General features: G+C 55.4%; 11 protein-coding genes. 7 read left to right on the forward strand and 4 right to left on the reverse strand.

Annotated elements, in window-relative coordinates:
- Positions 1-216 precede the first annotated feature (216 nt).
- Genes R3C20_14795 through R3C20_14815 form a run of 5 tightly spaced genes read left to right on the forward strand, consistent with a single transcriptional unit; the run spans position 217 to position 5,156 of the window.
- Positions 217-1,995 carry a hypothetical protein gene (locus R3C20_14795; protein ID MEZ6041771.1) on the forward strand — a complete coding sequence of 593 codons (1,779 nt, stop codon included), beginning with the start codon at positions 217-219 and terminating at the stop codon, positions 1,993-1,995.
- Positions 1,996-2,032: 37 nt separating this feature from the next.
- Positions 2,033-2,836, forward strand: a complete 804-nt coding sequence (locus R3C20_14800) for a 2-phosphosulfolactate phosphatase (protein MEZ6041772.1) — start codon at positions 2,033-2,035, stop codon at positions 2,834-2,836.
- 43 nt (positions 2,837-2,879) lie between these two features.
- The gene (gene moaC / locus R3C20_14805) at positions 2,880-3,377 is read left to right on the forward strand and encodes a cyclic pyranopterin monophosphate synthase MoaC (protein MEZ6041773.1); all 498 of its coding nucleotides are present in this window, start codon (positions 2,880-2,882) and stop codon (positions 3,375-3,377) included.
- Positions 3,378-3,397: 20 nt separating this feature from the next.
- Complete coding sequence (locus tag R3C20_14810) at positions 3,398-4,414, forward strand: polyprenyl synthetase family protein (protein ID MEZ6041774.1); 1,017 nt, start codon at positions 3,398-3,400, stop codon at positions 4,412-4,414.
- Positions 4,383-5,156 (forward strand): DUF2293 domain-containing protein, encoded by a 774-nt coding sequence (locus tag R3C20_14815; protein ID MEZ6041775.1) that lies wholly within the window; start codon positions 4,383-4,385, stop codon positions 5,154-5,156. The genes R3C20_14810 and R3C20_14815 overlap by 32 nt, the downstream gene beginning before the upstream one ends.
- A gap of 102 nt (positions 5,157-5,258) precedes the next feature.
- Here the strand turns inward: R3C20_14815 and R3C20_14820 are convergent, their stop codons facing one another.
- Positions 5,259-5,399 (reverse strand): hypothetical protein, encoded by a 141-nt coding sequence (locus tag R3C20_14820; GenBank protein MEZ6041776.1) that lies wholly within the window; start codon positions 5,397-5,399, stop codon positions 5,259-5,261.
- Positions 5,396-8,851, reverse strand: coding sequence for an SUMF1/EgtB/PvdO family nonheme iron enzyme (locus R3C20_14825; GenBank protein MEZ6041777.1), 3,456 nt, complete (start codon positions 8,849-8,851; stop codon positions 5,396-5,398). Before R3C20_14825 ends, R3C20_14820 begins: the two co-directional genes overlap by 4 nt.
- A 265-nt stretch (positions 8,852-9,116) precedes the next feature.
- Here R3C20_14825 and R3C20_14830 point away from each other — a divergent pair, with 265 nt between their 5' ends.
- Both R3C20_14830 and R3C20_14835 read left to right on the forward strand, forming a co-directional pair.
- Entirely contained in the window at positions 9,117-9,707 is a 591-nt protein-coding gene (locus tag R3C20_14830) for an ECF-type sigma factor (protein ID MEZ6041778.1), read from the forward strand.
- Positions 9,708-9,957: 250 nt separating this feature from the next.
- The gene (locus R3C20_14835) at positions 9,958-18,963 is read left to right on the forward strand and encodes a choice-of-anchor Q domain-containing protein (GenBank protein MEZ6041779.1); all 9,006 of its coding nucleotides are present in this window, start codon (positions 9,958-9,960) and stop codon (positions 18,961-18,963) included.
- Between the two features lie 29 nt (positions 18,964-18,992).
- Here the strand turns inward: R3C20_14835 and R3C20_14840 are convergent, their stop codons facing one another.
- Both R3C20_14840 and R3C20_14845 read right to left on the reverse strand, forming a co-directional pair.
- On the reverse strand, positions 18,993-19,358 hold the full coding sequence (locus R3C20_14840; GenBank protein MEZ6041780.1) for a 4a-hydroxytetrahydrobiopterin dehydratase: 366 nt from the start codon (positions 19,356-19,358) through the stop codon (positions 18,993-18,995).
- Between the two features lie 153 nt (positions 19,359-19,511).
- A complete protein-coding gene (locus R3C20_14845) occupies positions 19,512-20,789 on the reverse strand; it encodes a thymidine phosphorylase (GenBank protein ID MEZ6041781.1) in 1,278 nt (425 codons plus the stop codon).
- Between the last annotated feature and the right edge of the window lie 13 nt (positions 20,790-20,802).

Genomic DNA, 20,802 nt, shown 5'->3' on the forward strand with positions numbered 1-20,802 from the left:
TGGCCGAAGCTTTGTTAATCCAGGGAACATGCGCAGAAGATTTTCGGTTTGTTCACCTCGTTCCGTTCAGGCCGATTATTCCGATCAAGTCACCCTGGTCGCTCACCGATATCGACGACAGGGATTTGCCTATTGATCGTAACCGGAACGCGCCGCTGACACCGGTGAATTTGATACCGGTGATGTTGACCCCCATCCGGGCGAGGGAACGCGAGGATGAAGAAAACAAAACTATTCCTGACGACGGCTGCTGCCTTTCTTCAATCGATGGCTTTTCGCTCGATCGCATGCCGCTACAACTGTTGCGAGCGTGTTCAGAGTCGAGTAGGCACGAAGTTCGGGCGGTTGGCAGCCTGCATGCTTGCCAGCACTGGACTCGCAGGGCTGGCCCTTCCGGATCTTTCGGCTCAGGAAACCGTGGCAACCAATGTCTCTCGATTTGAGATCCCTTTCGAAGTGGAAGCCGCGCCTGGAGAAACCGCACAGGGGTTTGCCGTTCTCTACGGTTCGCTGGACGGGGGTGCAACGTGGGACAAATTACAAACGGTGGCGGCTGCAGACGAAGTATTTCAGTTTTCCGCCCCGCGCGACGGAACCTATGCTTTTGCTGTCCGGATGGCCGATGCCGCGGGCAATCTACAGTCGGAGATCGTCGGAAGTCGTCCGGAGCTCCAGGTAAGAGTCGACACAACCGCCCCGGAACTGCGACTCGATCTGTACGAAGTTGCTCCCGGAGAAGTGGTCCTGGGATGGCAGACCCCCGATGCAGCAGCGGATTTGCAATCGCTTTCTCTGGAATATGCTGACGGACAGGACGGTCGCTGGAAAACGGTTCCTGTCACACAACCAACGCTTGGTCAGACGTCGTTGCAGGTTGCCGCAGGATCGGTCGTTTCTGTCCGCGGAACCCTGGTGGATGCGGCAGGAAATCAAACTCACAAATCCGCGCAACTTGTTCTGAAGCCTGTCGGTGCTCCTCAGAAAGACCCCACGTCCCTGCCCACCGCTTCACCGAACACTCCCACCGGTTCGACGGTATCCAATCAGGCGGTTGGGTCGGGTTTGCCCGTTCAGGCGATGGGGCCAAACCCGTTCGCCCCGACGGGCAATGGGCCGACTTTCGCCGGTATCTCGCCACAGATTGCACCAGGCACTTCGGCAACCCGACCACCAGCAGCAGTTCCGTTCGCTGGCGGTTTTACAAATGCTGGTTCGGTCATGCCCCCGGTTGCCCCTGGTTTCACGCAACCTGCGGTAGCAGGCCCTGTACCCGGCTATTCCAGTGCTCCGGTCACGAGCACCCCACCTGCAGCGGCAGCAATCCCAGCTCAACAAACTGTTGGCAGCAATCAACCGTTGCTGGTGAATTCTTCCATCTTCGACCTGATGTACCAGGTCGAAGATGTCGGGCCGTCAGGTGTTGGGTCCGTTGAAATCTACATCACGGAAAACGGCGGCCAGGAGTGGTTTACTTACGGAAACGACTCTGATCTTCAAAGTCCGTTTCAGGTAGACGTTCGCGGTGAGGGTACTTTTGGATTTGCGGTGCGCGTTCGCAATGGACTGGGGTTCGTTGATCCACCGCCGCAACCTGGGGACGTTCCGTCAATCGTGGTCACCGTCGATCAGACAGCACCCCTGATTCATATGGCTGCCCCCACGGTCCGCCCCGATGGAAGTGGAATCGTTGATCTGCAATGGCAGATTACCGAGCAGATGCCCTCAGGTTCTCCTGTACGGCTGGAATATTCCACCGCGCCAACCGGCCCCTGGACTCCCGCCTTCGACTGGCAATCGGACGCCGGGTACTATCAATGGCCCGTTCGCCCCGGCACGCCGCCATCAATGTACTTTCGACTGTTGGCTCGTGATGCAGCCGGCAATGTTGGTTCCGTTCAGACAACGCAGCCCGTCCTCATTGATCTGAAGCGTCCTACAGTTAGTGGTCTCAGGATTCAGGCGGTTTCGACCGGCCGACCGACTCCCGGCTATTGATATCTTTGTTCGTCGGATTCAACACGAAACGCACCGCATGAGCTTCCCGATCTCAGTGCATTTGCTGCCGCAGTTGTTCGAGCCTTCGATGCTCGAGGGTGGGGTTGCTGTTATTCTTGATATCCTGCGAGCGTCCTCCACGATCACAACAGCGCTGGGGCACGGGGCTGTGTGTGTTGTTCCTTTCGAAGATGTCGAAGACGCGCTGCAGTTCCGGATCGATTCTCACACCCCTGTTCTCCTGGGTGGTGAACGCGGTGGTGTTCAGATTGAGGGTTTCGACCTGACAAATTCCCCGGCCGACTACACACCGGAGATTGTTTCCGGCAGGTCGATCGGGTTCACGACGACGAATGGCACCCGGGCGCTGCATCGCGCTGTGCGGGCGAGTCATGTCATTATCGGAAGTTTCCTGAATCTCACGGCAGTCGTGCATTTCCTGCGGGATCAGCAAAAGCCAGTCCATCTGGTCTGCGCAGGAACCAACGGTCACATTACCGGGGAAGATGTCCTGTGTGCAGGAGCGATGGTTTCGAGTCTGATCGACGCCGATTCCGGATGCACGCTCAATGATTCGGCCGCCATTGCATTGAGCTACTGGCAGGACACGATTTCGCAGTCGTCGATTCTGATCGAAGAGTTCTTGCCCCATTCGTCGCCGTCCGGTGTCTCCCACACCGCGGCTTCGGATCTGATAGCAACTGCGATCCGGAAAGCAAATGGCGGACGAAACCTTCTGAAGCTTGGTTTTGCTCAGGACATCGATCGATGCAGCCAGATTAATTCTCTACCATTGGTGCCGCAATTCGACGCTCAGTCGAAGCAAATCCGGCTTATGTAGAGGCGGGTTGCAGATTCCGATTCGATGACGGAGAAACCCGCCGATGTCCGATTTGACCCACTTCGATGACGCTGGCAACAGCCGCATGGTGGATGTGGGAAACAAGCAGGTCACCCATCGCACAGCAATTGCCGAGGCGATTGTGTTAATGCGACCGGAAACTTTGCGGATCATCCGTGGTGGAACCGCGAAGAAAGGCGATGTACTGGGCGTAGCTCGTCTGGCAGGAATCATGGCGGCAAAACAAACCTCTCATCTGATTCCCTTGTGCCACCCCCTGTTTATCGATAAGGCGAATGTCGACTTTTCCTTCGCAGACGAGTGTCGTCTGACGGTTCATGCGACGGTATCGTGTGAGGCCAAAACCGGAGTGGAAATGGAAGCCCTGACGGCGGCTTCTGTCGCTGCCCTGACCGTGTATGATATGTGCAAAGCTGTCGACCGGGAGATGGAGATCCAGTCGGTTCGATTGCTGGAGAAATCCGGTGGTCGATCAGGACAGTTTACACGAACCCAACCCGTCGAACCGAAATCTCATTGATCCTTCAATTCTGCGATGACATGGCATCTACCACGCTCACAAAAGAAACCCTGCGAGAACAGCTGCAGCTGGCAATCGGCGATGACCTTGCGGCAGTCAACCAGGTTTTGTTGAATCAGTTCCGCAACCCGAACGAGTTTGTTGCAGAAGTCTGCGAACACGTCGCTCGCTTTCAGGGCAAGCGTATTCGGCCGATTCTGGTCCTGCTGTCTTCGCGGCTGTGCAGCGAGCCGCAGAAGCCAACGGACAAGACCCGAGAATTATCACAAAAACTGGCGGCTGTGGTGGAGCTGATTCACACCGCCACACTGGTGCATGACGATGTCATCGATGACGCCGATCTGCGACGTCATGTTTCCACCGTCCACCGTCGCTGGAACACCCAAACCAGCGTTCTGCTGGGTGACTATTTGTTCTCGAAGGCTTTTCACCTGGCGGCCACCACCGGGGATGCTGAGGCATGTCGATTGATTGGACGTGCCACCGATCGAACCTGCGAAGGCGAACTGAATCAGATTGCCGCTGGTATGGAGCAATCGACCTCCGAACGAGATTACTTCCGCGTCATTGCCGGAAAGACGGGACAACTGTTTGCCGTAAGTTGTCTTCTGGGAGCTCGATCCGGTGGCGCGACAGCCGCGCAGCAGTCACAGCTTCGACAATTCGGTTTGAGACTGGGGCTTGCATTTCAAATTGCCGATGACGTTCTTGATTTAACTGAATCCAGCGAAACAACGGGCAAAGATGAAGCCAATGATCTGCAGAATGGACGCATGACACTGCCACTGATTCGTTCGTTGCGGCTTGCCGACGAATCACAGCGGACCGAACTTCTTGAGATTCTGGCATCCGACAGCCCGGGTATTCGCACCCGTTTGGCAACCCTGGAAATTGTTCGGCAGGGAACCGATTCTGCCCGGACAACAGCCGAACAGCTGATTCGCCGTGCGACGGAGAATCTGCAGCGACTTCCCGAGTGCCCCGAGCGTTCTCTGATGGAAGCGATTGCGACTTTTGCCGTCCATCGGTCCCACTGATCGATTCCCATGGGATGCCGAATACTTTGGACTGTCTGTCTTTAATCGAGCTCTGGATATGCCGCTGCAAAGTCGTGTCACATCGCCCGGTCCTTCGAACCGCACAGTCAGGACAGATGATGGACAAATACTGAAAGTGCCTGACGACTGGGCATGTCTGCCGCCGGGAGATCCCGGACTGACACGCCGCGTCAAGGCGGCTGGCCCTTCGTGGACCGTTCAGGAAAAGAAAGGTCGCAAAGTCTTTTCTCGAGGTGTCTGGGCGCCGGCGGAAACGATCGAACAGTGTCGACGCCAACTGGAATCCGAGCGATCAACAGAGCAATATGCCAAACGTCGCGCATCGGATGCTGCCCGGCGAGAAAAGAAGCAGGATGAATACGTTGAAGATTTTCACGGTGCGGTGATGGAGTTTCTGGATTTTGCGACCGTTCATAATGCGATCGCTGTCCAACTGGCTCACGCTGTGACTCAACATGCAACGCCCGTCGGCAGTGGTACCGTTGCGAGGACTCAGCGTATTCCGCTCGAGCGGCGAGCTGAAGCGGCTGTGATCGCCTGGCTGCGTCACCAGACGACAGCCTATGACGACATGAAGATTCCCCGAGTGGCCGGGATGCGTCGCGAAGTACGACGCATGCTGGCGGAGAAATCTCGATCTCTGCTGGAACGCTATCGCAAAGGTTTGCCCGTCGATGCAGATCGCTGTCCTCTTCAGCAGGCGTTGACGAGGTCATCTTAACCCGTTGATGCCTGCGTCAATCATTGTTTGTCGGGTTCCGAGACCTCCGATCCCTCCGTCATATGGACGGACACCCCCCAGCAATTTGCAAATGCGGACATCTTAAGTCCAACCTGCGACGCCGGGAACCCGTTGAGAAATAAAGTGGCACAGACTTTCCTGTCCCTGAACCTGAATGTCTTCCACACGGGCAGGAATGCCTGTTCCACTCTTGAAGAGGATGGTAATGGCAGAAGACGTCATTGACTCTCCGACCTGGTCGAAATCAGCTGGAACTTTGTATTTCCGGCAAGGGATTGGTCCCGCAGGATCAGGCGCATCGAAGCTTCATCAATTCCGATGTTGAAATTCGGGGCCGTGGCCGAGACGAATCGGACGTGATCAGGGCCATCAGGATAGATTCGAAAAAGCGATAAACTGAGGTGATCTTCAGCACCTCTGTCGGCAACCAGTGGAGTGCCATCCTCAGGCTGCGAATTGGAAAGTCGAATCTTCGCCGGTTCCTTCGAGAGAGTTTCAATCTGGTAGAATCCGTTGGAATCCGGCACGAATCGAAATGACTGACTCTGCAAAGCAGATTCCTTCTGAAGACGGACCTGTCTCCCCTCCTCGGAGCGATTGTCGCTCAAAGTGATGTAGGTCTCGGGAAAAAGAGTGGACCTGATCAGAAACGACTGCGTTCCATCGACCAGCATCGGTTCCAGTTCTCGCGATGCGGCGGTGAATCCCGCTTCATCTTTACTGACTATGCACATCTGATTCATGATCGGAGGCACGCGAAGAGATGCGACATGACGCAGCCCACTCTGAAAGCGCCACAAGTGCCCGTGTCCTGTACCTATCGACATTAGTCGTCCGGGGAGCAGAGAATCCATCGTCTTTTCGTGGCCTTCAAAATCGACCCAGATTATTCGTAGAGTGCAGTCCGTATCATTTCGAAACAGCATTGCCACGGGAGTTTGCGATGCTTCCATGGAAGCCCCCTGATCATCGATTTCTGACAGAGCCACCGGATCCTCGTTTGAATTCTGTCCGGTATCGTTGACGTCCAAAGGAAGCGGGCTCAGCTCACGGCTCTCACCATGAACAGTCCCGTCGCTACTCGAAACCGCATTGCTCGGATTCCACGGGATATTTATCGCAACCCGCAGACCGCACCACATCTGCGCGCCTTCCGGACGAAGCGCAAAGCGGGCGTGAGACGCCATCGCTGCCCAACTCGCCGCGTGCCAGCCGCCGCCGCGCAGTACTTTGTCCTCACCGGATTCCGGCCCACGAGGATCAGTTAGAGGCGACTCTTCGTAGTATTGTTCAGAATACCAATCCTGCACCCATTCATAGGTATTGCCATGAACGCCTTCCAAACCAAATGGGTTGCACGGGAATCTTCCACTGCTTGTTGGTCCGCTTGCCTGAACTGAAGAACTGACGCTCCACCAGCAGAAACGGTTGAGTTGATTAATCGAGATATCATTACCAAAAAAGAACAAGGAGTTCGTACCCGCCCGCGATGCGAATTCAAACTCTGCTTCTGTCGCGAGACGATACCCGTCGGAAGAAAGATCAGGAACGGCGGCGACTGACTCTTCACGATACACGGGTTGCCGTCCCTCCCTTCGACTTAGTGCGTTGCAGAAACGAATGGCATCAACCCACGACACGTTTTCAACGGCAAACTCACTGGTATCGGAATCGCGAACAAACGGTTGGTGCCCCTCAGAACCGTTCTTTGAGAACGCCGCCGGATTGACACCCATGACTGTTTCGTATTGAGCCTGAGTGACTTCACAGACTCCCAGATAAAACGGCCGAGTCAGCCGAACGCGATGCTGAGGAGACTCCGACAACCGCTGAGTGCGTTCCAGGGCGTACAAACTATCGTCGGCAGGAACGGTAGCAAGTACGCGATCTTTGAAGGCAGGTGGACATCCCATCTGAAATGTACCGGGCGGAATCAACATGAACGTCATGCCAATCGTATTGTCGTGGCGAACCGGCAACGTGAGGAATTCTGACCACGACACCTGCAGTTGTTTTGCCTCATCAGAATCAAACGGAACATCACCGCCCGCAGGAACCGGCACTCCCAATTCAACAGGAACCGCCACCACCTCTTCCGATGTCGGCTGATGAACGGTGATGGTCACAAGATGCTTCTTGCCTCGCAACAGCTCAAACTTTCCATCTTCAATAATCAGGCGATCTTTGCGATTGCGTGGAATGCGAATTTCATATTCGCCAGATCGAAACCAGGTAAAACCAGCCAGCTGCCCGACGGAAAGCTTATCCACCACGTTCTGATCGCGAATGATCTCAACTTCAATGGACGGATCTTCACATTGAATTCGAATCTCTCCTCCATTTGTCATCACTCGAATGACCACGGAAGCCAATACAAGAACCATCAGCCCAGCGGCCCAGTGGAATCTGGTTGGTCGACCTCGGGTCGAAGCGACAGAATCCTGCTTCCGCAACATGATCCTCGGTACCAGATCATTCTCTTCGCGAACTGCCACGGCAGTAGACTGGTCACAGTTCATTTGAGTGGCCGCCGCAGGCTCTCCGGGAATCACTTCGACATTCTGCAGGTTCGCCCCATGGCACCAGGGCTGAAGAAAGTCCGCGACTTCCCCGGCAGTCTGGATACGCTGATCCGGGTCAACATGCACCATCCGCAGCACGAATGACTTGAAGTCGGCTGGAAATTGTACGTGACAGTTGTCGAACCCCATGAAGTCGCCGCAAATCAGAGCTGCCAGCTTTTCAGTGGTCGACCGACGCTGACCCGTATCCAGCAGCGAAGTACCGGTCAGTAGTCTGAAAAGCGTGGCTCCAAGGCTAAACACATCCGAACGAGGGTCCACTGCACCGGCGTTCCTGGCCTGTTCAGGTGACAAATAGTCGATCGTGCCAACAACCTGGCCGATTTGCGTGATCGATTCGGCTGAAGTGGTTTCTCCCGCAGCCAACTGGGCAAGTCCAAGATCCAGAATCCTGATGTTGCCGTCGTCAGTCAGCATCAGATTTGCAGGCTTGATGTCGCGGTGAACCAGTCCGCGGGAATGAGCGTGTGCAAGACCAAGCGCTGCCTGTCGGATGATCTCGCAGGCAGTGTTCAGTGGGAGGCGGGCGCCGGACTGAATCAGCTTGTGCAAGTCCGCCCCCTGCAGCAATTCCATCACCAAATATTGAATCCCATTGTGTTCACCAGCGTCGGTTGCCTGCACCAGATTCGGATGAGAGACCGCGCCAAGGGCCTGCATTTCGCGGCGAAACCTGGCCTCGCGTTCACAACGTGTCTCCGGATCCCCGCGGAGAAGCTTCAGAGCAACCAGCCGTTTCAGGCTTTGATGTTCCGCTTCGTAGACGACTCCCATTCCGCCGAACCCCAATTCCCGCAGCAACCGATACGGCCCCACATGCGATTCGGGTGGAAGATGCAGCTCAGCGAATACACTGTCGACGACCGGAGTAAAATTCGGAAATCGCCGTCGATAGTCTTCTCTTACCGGAATAGATTCACGGCGGCGGCGGAACTCTATTTCGACGTGTAATAAATGACGCAACACATCCTGGTGACGACGGCCTCGCCATCGCTTTATCACTTCTTCAAGGCACAACGGGACTGGCCCCGACAGGGCATCTTCAAACTGCTCTGCCAGTTCATCCAGTTGCGTCAATTCGTCCAGCGACAATGCGTCCAGTTTCTTGCCCCGTCAAATACGGTTCGATACGAAGTCCGTCGTGGTGACAACATGCCAACCTCTTCCCTGTCTGCGATATAGATATACTCCCCCAAACAGCAACGCAGCCTTCACGATCATCCTTAAATTCCAGCGAATTTACCAGGCTTTCTGGAGGGGGGCTTGACCCACATCTCATGCAACGCTGCAATGTCAGACCGCAATTCGTAACGCTTGATCTGACTCTGAAATACAGTCCGGAACCGATCTCCTGACGATTGATCCGTCTCATTCTGTTACTCGACTGATCGCCGGCCTGAAGATCGGGGACGAGGATTCTGCGCAGGCACTCTGGACCCGATTCTTCGACAGAATCAGCCAGTTGGCGTCTAGAAAGCTCTCTGGGCTGCCTCGCCGTGTTCAGGATGAAGAAGACCTGGCCCTCAGTGCACTTCACGCGCTCTGTCAGGGCGCACGCGAAGGTCGATTTCGCCAGTTCGAAACGCGCGGCGACTTGTGGCAGATCCTTGTGATGATCACGTCCCGCAAAGCTGCAAATCTCCGCCGCAAACAAAACGTGCGGCAGGAACGAGGGGAATCTGCGTTGCACGCTGCCGGAGCAACGAAAAGCTTCAGTCTGTCTGAAGTTGTGGAAGGACCACCTTCTGCAGCGATGGTGGATGAGCTGGGGGTGTGTTGCGAGGAGCTTCTTTCGTTGTTGCCAGAAAAACTGCAACAGGTGGCCATGATGAAGCTTGCCGGGCATACCAACCAGGAAATCGCCAATGCCCGCGGCCGGGGATTGTCCACAATCGAACGCTATCTACAGCTGATTCGCGCACACTGGGCGAATCACATCGACAATTAAAAACAGGGAGCCTGTTTTCAGGTCAGGCAAGACAACACGCCCTGCAGCAACCCTGAAAGCTTAACGTGTGCCGTCTCACGACGTATCGCAGCGCCGCGACAATTTCCGTTTGAATTCGGCAACCCGCGGGATTCCCTGAGGGATCCTGGCGACCTTGCGTGAGCTAACTCATGCCGAGTCACTGCGATTTTCAATTGCAGCCGGACTGATGGCTCGCCCGTTCGTTCGCCACCACATACAGAGTCTATCCATGTTGTTGCATCGTTTTCTGTCCAGAATGAAACCGTCTCAGCACCTCTCACGGACTCGAAATCAGCGTCGGCGTACGAGAACACGCAGCGAACTTGCGGGGACAGCACTCGCGGGGACAACAGAGGTTTCCGAATTACGACTGCTTCTCTCAAGTGTCCCGGTGGATCTGTCTCCCTGGTTCAATACCGACGGGATCGCCAATCGATCCGCGGGTGTCGACGATCTGGGCTCGGGGAACGGTGTCGACGCAAGCGGAGGGTTGCTGGTGACGGATTCCTACGCGTTCAATCAGTCCCCCGACGGCAATGGACTGCCTGACAATGGATTGATTCCCGCCAACACCCACCATCCGGAAATTCAGCTCGCTTATCGCAACAGCAACAACGGTAACAACTTGTTGCGCATGGACAACCCATCCGGAACAAGCTCAGTCACGATCGATGTCCCTGATGGCAGGTACTTCCAGCTCGACCTGGCCGGCTTCGCGACAGAAGGCAGCAGCCCTCTGGTTGTGGCACTGGATTACGCAACCGGAAGTACAACGTTCCTGCAAACGACGGCCCGCGACTGGTTTGATGAAGTCACCGATGGAGTCGTCGATCAGAACGCTGTCCAATACAACCTGATCAATGGCATGGACCGCTACGATGGGTTTATCAACTCGCAGTTTCAGAATGCAAACGACCCGGCGTTGTTTGGATTTCGCTTTAGTGTCGATCCCGCGCGGACGCTAACCAGCGTTCATGTCGAGTTTGAGAAATCTGACGATGCTCATACCTTCAACCTGCTTGGCATGACTCTGCAGGAGATTCCAACAGGCGACACGCTGGTTGTTGATAGTACGGAAGATGGAATCGATGGAAAGATTGGCCCAGGCCAGATGACTCTGCGCGAGGCATTACTTTACGCAGACCTGCGACCGGGACACGACACGATCGTGTTTGCTCCGCCAGAATTTGATGCCAACGGGTTTATCAGTTATCGCCCGGAAAGCGGACCGTTTGTCATTCAAAGTGACGTGACAATCATCGGCAACGGTAGGTCAAAGACACTGATATCCGGATTTGGGGGGCTTCATAGTCTGTTCCAAATTGGAACAGAAGGCGTCGCAGCGCAGCAGGTCCATGTGACCATGCAGGGCCTGACGCTCAGGAATAATTCAGCTCCTGTGCGAGGCGGGGGCATTCAGAACTTTGGAACGACGATCCTGAAAGATGTCGCTCTCACAGATCTGTATGCCTACGACCCAGTGATCACAGTCCCGAAAGGCGGAGCCATTTACAACGACGGCGATCTGACGCTCAGTAACGTCACGATGGAGCACAACTCTGTCTCGTCCGCCTACAACTCCCTTATCAAAAGTCGTGGTTACGGCGGAGCCATTTACAACGCCGGTCAGGTCACGATTGAATTGGACTCGATCCTTCGGAAGAACGAGGCACGATTCGGCGGCGCGATCTACAACGCCGGCAACAGCCTCCTGATCGTTCGCGACAGCTACCTGGGAGAAAACACGGCTCATCAGTCCGGCGGCGCCGTTTCCGCAGCATCAGGATCGTCGGTCCAGATCAAACGAACTCGGATCGTTGACAACCGGGCAACGAATGAAGCAACGGCGACCAGTATCCCCTATGTGAGTGCAGGCGCCATCGCATTGAAGGGAGCCTCGCTCGAAATCGATGAATCCCTCGTGCAGGGCAACCATGCAGAAGGGGATGCAGTCAGCGCCACAGGAGTAATCGCGGTCGGCGGAGCAATCGACAATGAAGACGGATCGATCACCATCAACCGATCGACGTTCTCGTCCAACAACGCCGACACTCACAACCGTGACGGAAATGCGCCGTTTGCCTACGGCGGAGCGATTCGAAACTCATCCACATCGGCGGGAACCAGTACTCTGACAATTCGCAATTCGACGTTCGCGTATAACGGAGCCAACTCTTTTCTGGGCACAGACGAATTCGGAGGCGGCGTCTTCAACGCGGACAGTTCGATACTGAACGTCTTCGACAGTACGTTCTACGAGAACGCCGCCGGTCAGGGCGGCGTTGGGACAAATATCTGGAATGGCGGACAGGCGTCAATCAGCAACACGATCCTCAAGAGTGATGGCGTCAATGTTGCCAATCGCAATAACGGAACGATTGCGGGGCAGTATTCCGCATTCACCAGCCCTGCTGACGGATTCAATAACGGCCAGAGCGGAAACATCCTCGTCCCACCAAATTTCACACTAGGCCCGCTGCAGGACAACGGGGGATCCGTCCCGACGATGGCTCCACTGCCCGACAGCGTCACCATTGACAACGGAATGAGCTCCCGATTTACCGATCAGCGCAACTTGCCCGTTCAGGCTCAAAATAGTGGCGGCAGCGGCATCCACGACATCGGTGCCGTCGAAGTGCAGGAGATCCTTGCTTCCGGCTGGGACGCCGCTATCACTGGACAAAGCCAGTTCGGATCCGGCGATGCAGCTGTGTTTGGTTTTGGCTTTGATGACGGCCAGCCGGACAGTAACGGTGACGGACGCAGTGATCTGAGCGGTGTGCAGAAAGCTCCTGAATTTCTGGGTTTCAATTTCAACCCCGATCGTTTCACGGTAGGCGGTATCGAAGAAGGACTGCTTGGTGATCGCTACGGCGCCGAACTGACAGCGGATGTCGATGGCCGTTTCGGGCTCGAGTATGGGTTCTACGCCAACGCTGGTTCCGTCGACATTTCGCAAAGCGGTCAGTTTGGATTCGGTGTTCAGACAGCTGCCGATGGGAGTTCCTACAGTCTGGTTCCGAGCTTTTCGTTCGAAGAAGGGAGCCTGTACGCGATTTCGCCGCGGTTCGGTGCCTATGCTGACCTCGTTCTGGAGTTCAACGCCGACCTGTCTGCCGAAGCGGCATTCGTTTTCAGCGCGAGTGGATCCACGAACTTCGGGTTCGACAAGAAGATTCCCCTGATCTCCATCAATCGCCCCAGCCTCATCAATGGAGCAATGGTGATGGACGGCGAAATCGAACTGGCGGGCTCCAGTGCGATCGCCGGATTGTTTGACGCCCTGAAGGACTCGGAAGATGAGCTCACAAAAGCAAAGGCTGACCGTGAGCGAGCTGAAAAACAGCTCGCAGAAGCCACGACCGATCAGCAACGCGCGGCCGCACGAGCCGCGATCGACGATGCCGAAACCAGAAGGACTGAGGCAGAGAACAGCCAAAGAGAAGCCCGTAGCAACCAGAAATCGGCTGGCACGAGCTTCGGGTCAGCAAAATCGCTGATCGGATTCGAACTCGGCGAAGCGGACGGCAGTCTGCTGGGCCTTCAGGGAACTCTGTCAGTGGGACTCGGTGGAAGTTCGGGTGGAGTCGGAGCAGAAATCGGAAAAGATCTGGGTACTCTTGCAATCACGATTCCCGATGTAGCGCTCGTGTCAAACACTCTCGAAAGCGCCCGCGGAACTTTGCTGGCAACGACGAACAACTTTGTTAACGGTTCGGAACAGGATCTCAAACGACAGATCGCTGAGATGAACATTGATCTGGGCGCGCTGACGGGAATTGGCGGTGTGACCAATTTGTCCCTCGGCCCGATCGGTGTTGAGTTCCAGACGGTGTCCTATCTCATACGTCCGACACTCAGCGTGAACCAGACGATCTCAACCAGTCCGTACATCAAACAACTTCAGGCGACTTTTTCACCTGGGACGAAAGTGAGCGTGAACGGCACGCAGCGAACGGCCAACGGTGGGCCGGTTACATATCTTCCCAGCGACCAGCTCGAAGTCATCCCGGCCGTCCCCGGTCAGCAGATAACGGTCACGCCGACGGCTGTTCTGGGGTCGCGGCTGTCCAACAAGATCGGATTGGATGCACAACTGAAGGGCGTCTTTGAAGCGTTATCATTCGAACTGGACTTTGCTGGGGAAACTCTGATCGATGTCGGCCCGTTATTCGAACATGAACACAACCTAGGTGGTTTTGATCTCGGGACCATCTTCGATCGCACTTTCGACCTTCCCGATCGCACGATAACCCTCCCATCATTCGTACTGGGCACTGCGGCAAGCAACCCGGGTGTGGCGCCGGGGAATCCGCTGTCCGCCAACCAGCCGCAAACCTTCACTCCGTCTTCGACCGGCTCTCAGGGGATCGTCTACACGTCTGCGACAATGATGCAGGAAAACGAAGTTCTGTACCGGTCACTGGACCTGCAGTTTTCCGGCAACACAGTGAATGGCATTGGCGTCCTGGAAGAGGACCTGGTTGTCGATACTTTTGACAGCAGCGGAAATGTCAACGCGACCATTCCACTGACACCTGGTTTGCTTCTGGACATATCGCCAGGAACACATTTCCGAGTTCGCCCCTACTCCACGGACAAGCTGGTCGACAGCACCGAAGCGATGGTAGCGCTACGGTTCACAAATCCCAGCGCAGCTGTGACGATGACGGCGACTCCCGGTGATTCTGTTTCTGTTCGCTTCACTCCACCCGAAAATGAAATACGAACGGAAATCATCAATCGGCAGGAAGTAAACGCCAACAATGCTGCGTTTGAACAAAACACCGGCCTGGATGTTGATGGAAACGGACTGGCCGATGCAACCAGCGATGGATTAATGCTGCTGCGATTCATCGCAGGATTGCGAGGTCAGGATCTCATTAACGGTGCCCTTGCCTCAAACGCCACGCGTACCTCCGCCGAACAAATTGAAAACTATATCGACACAGTCCTGCTGGACATCGGCAACAACCGCCTGGACGTCGACGACAATGGGCTTGTGGAACCGACATCCGACGGCAGGCTGATTGTCCGATATCTGGCCGGCATGACTGGCGACTCGCTGATCAACGGAGCAATTGGGGCCGGTGCATCCCGTACTGCCCCCTCTGACATTTCTGCGTTTCTTCGCAATGTGACCGCCAACGTCAGCAATACAACGCAATTCGACACAACAGACCAGAACAGGAAACTGCGAGACGCAGCAGAATCATCCGCGCCACATGATCCCAATGTCGTACCAGGATCAACGCCGTGGGCAGCGATGGAATCGACAAACGGAACTTATACCCTGGCAAGTGCCGGGGGGATCGTTCCGGCAAAAACCTGGTTCCTGAAAGATACCGCAACATCCACGAATCGGGCTGCGTGGCAGCCACTTGGTACGGTCGTCGTCGGGGATTCAGATCGCATTCTTCCGCTCGCTACCAGTAACATGACGGACTCTGCCACGCGTGACGCCTACGCCGCGCGACTGGTTGTCGAGTCGTCCACGGCAACGTTGGGAATCGACGCGCCACTATTTCTGAAACTGCCGGACGCAGGCGGACATACAATTACGGCAATCGGAGCAACGAGGATTTCCAGAATCATGATTCCTCACGACGTGCGAGGCAATGCCAGCCACGGGGACATGATTGACGTTTTCGTTCCGGCTACCGGGAGTTGGTATACTGCGACAATGGACTCTGTTCTGGAGTTTCCAATACCCGTTCAGCAGTTCCAAATCTATCCCCGCGCACTTCCCGCACGTTCCGTCGGTTCCAATCGTGAAGTATCCGGTGACCTGGCACTTCGAATCGGCATTCTCCTTGAGAATACCTCAACCACATCTCAGGTCACAGTATCGTCGCTTGGCGGTGGCCCCGGAACAATATTGACGTCACCATCATCTGTGAACGTAACCGGGACGTCGAACATCACAGTCTCCCGCAACGCGACAACTTATCAGGTCGCGCGCAATGGCACGGCCGTGCTGACCGGCATTGAAGGCGCGGCCATCGATGCTGTCACAATCCAGGGCAACGAAGGCGCTGCAGAAACGATCCGACTGACACTGAATACGACAGGCGGACCTGCAGCGTTGCCTCTGAGAATCAACGGAGGGGGAGAAACAGCGACGTCCGCGAGAGACATTCTGGAACTGACTGGGTCCGGCATCGTGCTCGACCTGACAGGTCAGCACGTCATCACTGGAATCGAACTTGTCGATCTCAACGGCTCCGGAGGCAACACGCTGAAAGCGAATCTGAAGACGATTCAGGATAACACCGGCACCAATCGAACGCTGATCGTTCGCGGTGGAGCGGACGATGTCGTTCAGTTCGGTTCAGAAGACTTCTTTGCCACCAGCGACGGCTGGCACATCGTTGGCACAGAGACCATCGATGGCATTGTTCATGATGTCTATCGACTCAGCAGAACGGTCAAAGGCAGCCAGCGAACTGAAGATGCCGAAGTGAAAATTCAGCAGGGTGTCCAAGTGTCGGAATTCGCGAGTTCTTCGTTCACGCCATCGTTGATCGCCACTTTGCCGGTCCCCGGCATGTCATCCGTCACAGGTCCCGTTCAATCGTTGGCGCCCACCGTCAACAGGATCGAACCCGGGCAAAATGCGGCATTCTCCGTTGACCTCAATTACTCGCAGGTGACTCAGTCCGCTTCGGACCCGTCGACCTTTGTGGCCCGTGTCCACTACGACTCCAGTCAGGTCAGATTCCTGCAGATGTCGTCACTCTTCAACGACGGTTTTGTAGGGCTGCAGGACGGCCCGGAAACCATCTCGGATGCCGACCCAACAACTAACCGCACGGTCACACTCGTCTGGGCCAGCGACTCGGCTCCGTGGGCAGTCGGAAACCTGAATCGACTGCTGGGTTCGGTGAACTTTTCCACAACCGCCGGGTTTAGCGGCAGCGTCATTCGGTTGTCGGGGACCACTGCTCAGGATTATCAGTACGGCGTTTCCAGTCAGGTCACCGTGGCGATGGATCGGCCGTTTCTGCAAAGTCCAGCTGGAGCGATAGAAGACACCTTCCCTGAATTCCGATGGCATGACATACCCCTGGCCACAGGGTATGACCTGTTTGTGGAGGACCTTAGCCAGGGACGGCTGACTGTCATTGACATTCCCGTGACTGGAACGTCGTACGTTCATTCACAGCCATTAGCAATTGGCAGGTACCGTGCGTGGACTCGGGCAACGCTGCCTGACGGGGCTAAGACCAATTGGACACCGATCAGTTTCCAGGTGAACTCGCAAGCCAGCCTGCATTCACTGGACGTATTCTCTCAGTCACTGACGCCCACGATTTTCTGGGACGCGCTGCCGGGTGCCGTACGTTACGACATTTGGGTCGACAATACCACAACCGGAAGCACACAGGTCATCCGGGAAACAAATGTCACAGGCACTTCTTTCACCCCAACGTCAGCGCTCAGCATTGGAAATCACCGCATCTGGGTGCGTGGCATAGCTGCAGATGGATACCCCGGTCGCTGGTCGTCCGCCGTCGACACGTATGTCGGCACGCAACTAACAGCACCGGAGGCGCATACACTTAATCCGCGACCGACGTTCACTTGGACATCGGTGCCAGGTGCAACGTCGTTTCAGTTGTGGGTTCAGGCAGGCAGGACTGTGGCATTGAACGTATCGGGACTGACACAAACTTCGTTCACTCCGACTCAGGATCTGCCGAAAGGAGATTACACGTGGTGGGTGCGACCTTTCCTGGCAAACGGTAAGGCAACGCCCTGGAGTCAAAGTCGAAACGTTGGAATTGTCGACCGCCCCCTGATCTTCAGTCCGCATGCGCTAACGCTCGACTCCACTCCGACGTTTACCTGGAGCGCGCTCGAGACACCAAAATACGAGCTGTGGGTGAATCGAATCGGTGGACCTCAGCGAGTCATTCATCAAACATCACTCACCACAAACAGCTTTACACCCGGCATTCCACTGACCAATGGCAATTACCGGGCCTGGGTACGCACGATTGCCAGCGATGGAACGCCCGGCATCTGGAGCAAACCCCTGGATTTTCAAATGGACTTCCGACAGGGTCCGGTGGTTGTCGGTCCGGCTGGCATCGTGACTGATCCGACTCCGGAATTCGCGTGGCGCGCCATTGATCATGTCAACTATTACGATCTGTGGGTCAACAATCTCAGCACCGGCACACAACAAATCATACGGGTGAAAGACATCCCGCACGTCACTGGCGAATCCGAAATCTCATACCAGAGCAGAGTCAATCTGTTCCCAGGACAATATCGATGGTGGGTGCGAGCAAGGTCAGAGGATGGTTCGTTCAGCGCATGGAGCGCGCCGACCGACTTCTCTGTGCCTGTGCCAGTAGTTTCCGGCCCGGCCGGTACAATTACGGACGCATTTCCTGTGTTTCAATGGGATGGTGCCGATCAATTCGCAACCTACGAACTTTGGGTTAACAACATTTCGTCCGGCACGTCTCGTATCCTGAACGTAACCGGCATCAGCGGCAGGTCGTATCAATCCGCCCTGCCGCTCGAAGTTGGCAGCTTTCGCTTTTGGGTGCGGGGATTCGATGCAGCTGGAAACTCTTCTCAGTGGAGCAGTCCGGGGACCTTCACGAATGACTTTGCCGACTCATCCGCACCCGCCCTGTTGACACCTGCCGGAAACTCGTCCAGCGCCAGTCCAACATTCACATGGACAGCTGTTTCTGACTCGATTCGCTACGAATTACTCGTGAAACTCCTCAACAGCAGCGATCAACCAACTGTCATTCATTTCGACAAGGGCAGATCCACATCTTTCACCGATGCGACAGCGCTGGCTGCAAATCAATCTTATCGCTGGTGGATTCGCAGCATCGGTCCAAACAATGTGCCAGGTGCCTGGAGTCAGCCCATGAACTTCAGAATTGTTGCCGACAGTCGGGAAAAAAAGGGCCTGCCTGGACTATCCCCCACAATTGAGTTGCAGCACGAATTGACCATGTTTGCTGTGTCGCATGCGCCAGCCCTCCCCAGTGCAGAATCTTCACCAGAATCAGCAGCCGTTCCACTCTGCAACGACACTGCAGCCAGCGGTGAGTCTCTTCCCGAACAGGAACCTGAGGTCAGTGGTCCGCCGGAGGTAACGTTGATTGATCAGGTCATGCAATTATGGTCGGGTGATTATGGTCTTCCAATCGACGAGATGCAGTCGGACGATTCGCCAATCATGAATTCACCGCAATCCGTCTGACCAAAAGGCCTCGAACATCGCTGCGGGCTCTATGAGCGAAGTTCGATTGGCAACTGGTCGATTTTCGCAGCCAGAACGAAATCGTTGAGTGAAAGTCCGCCGATCGCATGTGTCCAGATTTCGATCGATAGGTTGCGGTATCCAGCCAGGTGAATATCGGGATGATGCCCTTCTTCCTCTGCCAGCTGAGCGACCTCGTTCAGGAACCGCATCCCCGCAGCGAAGTTCTTAACAACCCACGATTTGCTGATGCGGTCAGGCTTTGCATGGGTCGTCCATCCGCTGATCATCGCCAGCTGCGGACTAATCTCCGAAGGAGTGAGTTTTGGGATTCCGCCTTCGCATGGAACGCATTTTAAAGCTCGAAGTTGATCAATGTCACATGGCTGCTGCATGATGTCTCTGCTTTGCTGTGGATTGCTTGAAGAATCGGGACAGAACAGGCGGGTGCTTCGTGATAAGCTGTCTGCGGGCTGGTTCGAATTCCTGCGGATTTGCCTGCAAACGAAGCCACTGATCAGGATGATACGAAACAGCGAAACAACCCACTAACGTGCAATACGTTCGATAATCAGGGGAATCGGTTTGGCAACGTCGGTGATGGTGATTGCGGATAAGACCTGATCGTGAACACGACCGGGTTCTGTGGAAAACAAACGTACCAAAGGTTGATCTACTGAAACAGGATCACCGATTCGGACCAGCATCTCAAGTCCCACGGAGTGGTCGATTGCATCGCCCATTTTCTTTCGGCCGCCACCCATCGCGATGATGGCCAGACCAAGTTTTTCTGCATCGATCTCAGAAACGACGCCGTCACGTTGGCTAACAACATCGGACGCCGGGGCGACACTCAGAATGACATCCGGGTTGCCTCCCTGTGCAACGACCATCTGGCAATACTTTTTCAGAGCCGATCCGTCGGCCAGCCGGGCTTCCAGCCTGCTGCGAGCCTCAGCTTCATCCTTAGCGATGCCTGTATCGATAAGCAGCTCGATTCCAAGCCGAATCGACAGTTCCCGTGTATCCTGGGGACCCTTATTCCGCAGAACCTCGAGACATTCCATGACTTCAACAGCGTTACCACACATGCGTCCCAAAGGCTGATTCATATCCGTCAGGAGAGCTGTAGTCCGAACACCCATACGATGGCCCGTTTCAACCAGTGACCTGGCAAGTTGAGAGGCCTGTTCCTGAGTCTTCATGAACGCACCCGTACCAAATTTTACATCCAGTACCAAAGCGTTGGTCGATTCCGCAAGTTTCTTGCTCATGATGCTCGCCGTGATGAGCGGAATCGAAGGAACTGTGGCCGTGACATCTCGGAGTGCGTAGAGCCTGCGGTCTGCCGGTGCGAGTTCTGCAGAGGCGCCTGTGATGACGCAGCCGACCTCCTGCGTAATCTGAGTTATCTCGTCCAGCGTCAGATGAGTGCGAAAGCCCGGTATGGCTTCCAGCTTGTCGAGCGTTCCGCCTGTTGGTCCAAGACCGCGGCCGGACAGCATTGGTATTTGCACACCACATTCGGCCAGCAGTGGGGCAAGGATGATCGACGTCTTGTCTCCGATGCCACCCGTTGAGTGCTTATCCCCCCGCGGTATCCCATCATCGGGCCACTGAAGACGCGTGCCTGTGTTCAGCATTTCGAGTGTCAGAGTCGCCGTTTCACGGTCCGTCATACCGTTCAGGTAGATGGCCATCGCCATCGCTGACATCTGGTAGTCGGGGATGTCACCTCCTGCAAATCCCTGAATAAAGAAAGCGATCTCTCGATCTGACAACTCGTGTTTATCGCGCTTCGCGGCAATTAATGAGGCTGGCAGCAATGGGAGTTTCCGT

Source organism: Planctomycetaceae bacterium, assembly GCA_041398825.1.
Taxonomy (GTDB): domain Bacteria; phylum Planctomycetota; class Planctomycetia; order Planctomycetales; family Planctomycetaceae; genus F1-80-MAGs062.